The sequence below is a fragment of the Pseudoalteromonas sp. UBA2102 genome (genome assembly GCF_002331165.1).
In the GTDB taxonomy this organism is placed as follows: domain Bacteria; phylum Pseudomonadota; class Gammaproteobacteria; order Enterobacterales; family Alteromonadaceae; genus Pseudoalteromonas; species Pseudoalteromonas atlantica.
The window spans coordinates 15,877-20,769 of the sequence record NZ_DCYU01000032.1 but is presented as its reverse complement, the minus strand read 5'-3'; the positions used below and the strand labels follow the sequence as shown (position 1 = coordinate 20,769).

Below are 4,893 nucleotides of genomic sequence, written 5' to 3'. Positions count from 1 at the left end.
TATAGCAAGCTTTAAAAACGTTAAGAATTTAGGACAATCCGCATAATTAAGTGAGTTATTTTAGGGATAGATAAACGTGTTGCTACCTGCGCTACAAAGGCCTATTACAACAAGTAAATAACCTAGTTAATTAAATGAGTAGGCATAAAAAAACCGCATATAAAATGCGGCTTTAAAAGTAACTAAATAAATGCCAAAGCGTTATTAAAAATAACCTCTAATACCAAAGCGGAAGTTTCTACCTGGTAGTGGGGCTTTATCTTTTATAAACGAGCTGTGAACAAAGCCAAGTTCGTCTGTAATGTTATCTATATTTAAGTATAACTGCGTATCTATAGCGCCTAAACTTAACTGATAATTAGCTTGAGCATCAACAATTGTGTAGCCATCGGTTTTAGTTTCATAGGCGCTAATATTATCTTGCTCAAAGTAGTGCGTACCTGTGAGTGTTAGTTGTAAATCGCCTACATTGTATTGTAATTCAGATCCTAATTTATTTGCTGGTATGCGCGGCAAGTTACCTTCGTCGTCTTTTAGCTTAGCGCGTGTTGAATCACCAAATACTTTAACCATGGCATTAGGGTCAATTTGATAGTGTACATCAAATTCTACACCATAGAGTTCAGCATCTTTACTGGCAAACTGATATACGGCAACCGCATCATCGTGAGCGCCAATTGCAGACTCTAAACCATCTTCTTCGTCATAAACTAATCCAGTGTTTTGTTGATAATAAAAGTTTTTAATATCGTTATAGAAAAAGTTAACTGTGTAACCAAAGTCACCGCTAAAACGTCTAAAGCTAAAATCTAAATTGGTCGATTTTTCTTGTTTAATGTCTTCTGGCTCAAAGTGAACCTCGTTATCTTCAATATGATAGCCAAGGCCTAGCTCGTAAGTACCTGTAGCAATGTGTAATCCGTTTGATAAAAGCTCAGCAGAAAGGGGCGCACGCTCAGAGTGAGATAAGCTAAGTGCTACGCTTTGCCCTGGTGTGTATTGCCAAATAGCACCGGCAGAGGCGCTTACATTAGTAAAGCTTTCGCTGTATGCAATGCTTTCTTCTTCGCCTTCGTCATGATCTTCTTCTTCATCGTGATCATGTGCGTGCTCGCTGTCGGTAATTGTGCTTGTTATTTCATAATCTTCAATACGCGCACCAAGCTCTAGTGTAACATCACCAAATTCACGTTCTTCAAGTAGATATAACGCATGTGTAGTGGTCACACTTGCAGGAGTAAATGCTTCTTCGCCAATTGCGTCGTAGTCCGATTCGCTATAATGATAGCCCATCATACCGTGCCACTGAGCTAACTTGTGCTCTACATTTAAGCGTGCTTCGGTTGTTTCATTTTTAAAGGTGGTGCCAATTTCACCGTCTTCAATTTCACTGTGTTTGTAATCAGTGTAGCCAACACGAAGATTAATATTTTCAATCCAGTTGTTATCGAGCGCATAGCTTATAAGGCCTTGCCAACGATCTTGCTCTAGATGTGCATAAACAGACTCTTCTTCCTCTTCATCTGCGTGCTCATCGTGTTCTTCTTCGGTTTCACCTTCATGGTCATGATCATGATGCTCATGCCCAGGAATACCGTAATCGGTTTCAATGCTACCGTAAGAAAAGCCAACCGTTAAATGATCGCCCACATAACTCGTACCCACATTAAATGTGTCGCTATCAATAAAAGTGTTTTCTACAGAGTTATGAGTTTCAACATCACCATCTTCATCTGTAATGTTAAATGTAGGCGTTTCATAGTCATCGCCGCTGCGTTTAGTCCCATCAAAATGAAAGTTAAATCCGTCATTTCCGGTTTCTAGTTTTGCAGCCACGGTATTTGAGTTAGAAACCGTGTCATGGCTGTATTCAGCAGCACCGGTTAAATCATCTAAATTGCTCGTTGGAATACGGTTATCAACCACATTTACCACACCACCTATTGCGCCTGAGCCGTAAAGTAGGGTGCTTGGTCCGCGCAATACTTCAATTTGTTCCGCTGCTAAGCTGTCGCTTGAGGTTGCATGGTCAGGACCAATGCGCGATGCATCGCTGGCATCTAAACCGTTTTGGGTAATTTTAACGCGAGGGCCATCTAAACCACGGATAATAGGGCTTGATGATACCGGACCAAAGTAACTGGCATTAACACCTGGTAAGCCCTTTAGTGTTTCGCCAAGGGTCGCCTTTGATTTGTTTTTAAGCTCATCACCTGATAAAACGCTCACCGGCGAAATCATTTCTAAGCTATTTTTATGCAGTGCAGAGGCATATACAACGACGGTTTCTACCGAGGTAGGGGTAAGCGACACCGTCACATTGTTTGAGTTTTCATTTACCGCAATACGCGAGTCTATAAAGTTGTCTTTACTTACATGCAATTGACTTTGAGAGTCTACATCAATAGAAAATTCGCCCTGTGCGTTGGTTTTTACACCTTGGTCTTTACCATGTACGTGTACAGCTGCGTTTTCAATAGGTTGGTTTTTATCGTCTGTTATTTTACCGGTAACGGTAGCAGCAAGTGCTGAATGAGAACATAAAACAGAAAAAACTGCAGAGGAAATTAATGTTAACTTTGTCATTATCTTAAAGGTTCGCGGTTACTATGTTGTGATATAATATAACACCGCGTTTTTGACTTATCAACAATGTTATACTATAGCTTAACGTTTTTCGATGAATAAACACGCAAATAAGATAAGCTGATTAAGAGCGGCTATCAAGCATAATTATATTAAGCTTATGTTGTGCTCTAGTTTGGTTTTTTACATCGATAGGTTCTATCATTTCGCATTCATCACGTATCATTTCTGACACTAGGCTTGGATAATGGCGGCAATCTTCTGGCCTATCTAGGTAAATGCTACAGGTATACATTGTTTTATGGGAGGGCTCTTTTTTGGGCGCTATTTCTAAAAAGGGGCAAGTGGAGAGTCGCATTTGCGTTTTTGGATCAAACCAAATTTCATCATCTTTAACATATTGATAAATCTCTGGGTTAAACAGTGCCCACATTTCAATTTCTTGTACGGTTGCACTTAAATCGCCCCCACCGTATTTAATACAGCATTTACCGCATTGGTTGCACTCTTTCATTTTTAGCCAGTATATTAGGTAACGATTAGTTTCTCAGTGTATCACTGTAATTAACGTGGATTACTTTTTTATATATAATTTTAAAACCGCACTTTTAATTCCAACCCGCTATCTATTATTAATGTATTATTACACCTAAATAATTAGCCGTTCTAATAAGATTAGGACGCCTCTAAATAGTTAGTTTAGTGACCAGTTAAGGATAGTTCCTGATGATGAACACCAAAGTATATAAAGCAGTACATGATTTAGCAGAGCAACTGATGGAAGCTGCAAATAGAAACGACCGTAAAAGGTTTGAATTATTATTTTCTAGGCTCAAAGCTATTTGTGAAGAAAACGAGAATACTTCAAAAGATCACCCTGTACAGTGGGAAACCTTAGCCGACTTTACCGAAGAACTTGAAGAGGCAATTACCACATATGAAAAAGCGCTACAGAAGTCGGTTGCAATCAATAATAAAGATCATATGTCGTCGGTTGCTTATTCAATGGCAACTCTACAAATAGAGCTTGGACAAAAAAACGAAGCGATTAAAAACTTAAAAAATGCCAAGGTTAGTGCTAATAAAATTGAAGATAAAGCGCTTAAAGCCGAAATTCATGATTTACTTGAGTCACTGACTGAAGAAGAAGGTTAATTAAGCCTAGTTAGTCGCGATTGTAATGAGGTTTGGAATATGGATATATTAACCGCAATCGAGCAATGGATTGATGAGGTAAATCATAAATATAAATACAAACGGGTGTGCTGTACTCAATTTGCAGCACAGTTTGCAGGTTTTTACCCAACTGAATTTTTGGAAAATGCCTTTTATGTTGTGATCGATGAAATACCCAAGCCCGATTTTGCTGCTTTACGTGCCATGGGGCTGGGTGATTTTATTGATATGAAAGTCAGCGGCATAACTTATAAAAATACTTACTACTTGTTGCCGACAAGTGTTGATAACTTGCGCGTACATTTTCATGAATTAGTGCATGTATTGCAGTGGCAAAATCTTGGTGCTTTAGCCTTTATAGCGCGCTATATGAATGAAATTAAGCACTTTGGTTATCACAATGCACCGCTTGAAATTATGGCTTATTCGCTCGATACTCACTTTATAAATTCAGGCGAGGAAATAAATGTGCCTGAGTATGTACTGGATGCATTATAAATTTTTTTACAAGGAACAGAATATGGCTAATGTATGGTTATATTTTAGTGTATTAGCGCCTTTTAGTGCGTTAGCAAATTCATTTGAAGAAGACATAACTGCTGCATTAATACAGCGAACAACACACCAAGTTACGTATGATGGGAGTTATCGTTCAATAAGTTACCCAGGTGGTGACGTGCCAAGTAATATTGGGGTGTGTACCGATGTGATTATTCGTGCTTATCGCCAGTTAGGTATAGATTTACAACAGTTAGTACACGAAGACATGCGTGACAATTTTACTCTATACCCCTCAAAGCGTATTTGGGGACTGAGCAAACCCGATAAAAATATAGACCACCGCAGAGTGCCTAACTTACAAACCTACTTTAAAAGACAGGGTCGTGCGTTAGTATTATCTGATAGCCCTGAAGAATATAAAACAGGTGATATAGTGACTTGGATGTTACCGGGTAACCTGCCACATATAGGGATGGTAGTTAATGAGCGTTCAGTACAAACTGGCAATCCATTAATTGTACATAACATTGGCCGCGGGGCAGAAAAAACCGATATGCTTTTTGATTATAAAATCACGGGGCACTACCGGTTTGAACCACAGCATTTGAATAAAACGCAGTAAATTTATTT

At 38.9% G+C, this 4,893-nt stretch carries 5 protein-coding genes; 3 read left to right on the top strand and 2 right to left on the bottom strand.

Features of this window, described 5'->3' with window-relative positions:
- Positions 1–204 precede the first annotated feature (204 nt).
- Positions 205–2,586 carry a TonB-dependent receptor gene (locus B2R65_RS03770; RefSeq protein ID WP_248451447.1) on the bottom strand — a complete coding sequence of 794 codons (2,382 nt, stop codon included), beginning with the start codon at positions 2,584–2,586 and terminating at the stop codon, positions 205–207.
- 124 nt (positions 2,587–2,710) lie between these two features.
- Positions 2,711–3,100 carry a YkgJ family cysteine cluster protein gene (locus B2R65_RS03765; protein WP_004587858.1) on the bottom strand — a complete coding sequence of 130 codons (390 nt, stop codon included), beginning with the start codon at positions 3,098–3,100 and terminating at the stop codon, positions 2,711–2,713.
- A 212-nt stretch (positions 3,101–3,312) separates the two neighbouring features.
- Between B2R65_RS03765 and B2R65_RS03760 the strand changes: the two genes are divergently transcribed.
- From B2R65_RS03760 to B2R65_RS03750, 3 genes are read left to right on the top strand one after another with little or no spacing between them, the layout of a single operon-like run.
- On the top strand, positions 3,313–3,741 hold the full coding sequence (locus B2R65_RS03760; protein ID WP_054982450.1) for a hypothetical protein: 429 nt from the start codon (positions 3,313–3,315) through the stop codon (positions 3,739–3,741).
- A gap of 39 nt (positions 3,742–3,780) precedes the next feature.
- On the top strand, positions 3,781–4,260 hold the full coding sequence (locus tag B2R65_RS03755; RefSeq protein WP_286741222.1) for a hypothetical protein: 480 nt from the start codon (positions 3,781–3,783) through the stop codon (positions 4,258–4,260).
- 22 nt (positions 4,261–4,282) lie between these two features.
- The gene (locus B2R65_RS03750) at positions 4,283–4,885 is read left to right on the top strand and encodes a DUF1287 domain-containing protein (protein ID WP_286741220.1); all 603 of its coding nucleotides are present in this window, start codon (positions 4,283–4,285) and stop codon (positions 4,883–4,885) included.
- Positions 4,886–4,893 lie beyond the last annotated feature (8 nt).

Bases quoted from the DNA above. Each gene is read 5' to 3' on its own strand.
- B2R65_RS03765 (WP_004587858.1), bottom strand. From the start codon at position 3,100: ATGAAAGAGTGCAACCAATGCGGTAAATGCTGTATTAAATACGGTGGG.
- B2R65_RS03770 (WP_248451447.1), bottom strand. From the start codon at position 2,586: ATGACAAAGTTAACATTAATTTCCTCTGCAGTTTTTTCTGTTTTATGT.
- B2R65_RS03750 (WP_286741220.1), top strand. From the start codon at position 4,283: ATGGCTAATGTATGGTTATATTTTAGTGTATTAGCGCCTTTTAGTGCG.
- B2R65_RS03755 (WP_286741222.1), top strand. From the start codon at position 3,781: ATGGATATATTAACCGCAATCGAGCAATGGATTGATGAGGTAAATCAT.
- B2R65_RS03760 (WP_054982450.1), top strand. From the start codon at position 3,313: ATGATGAACACCAAAGTATATAAAGCAGTACATGATTTAGCAGAGCAA.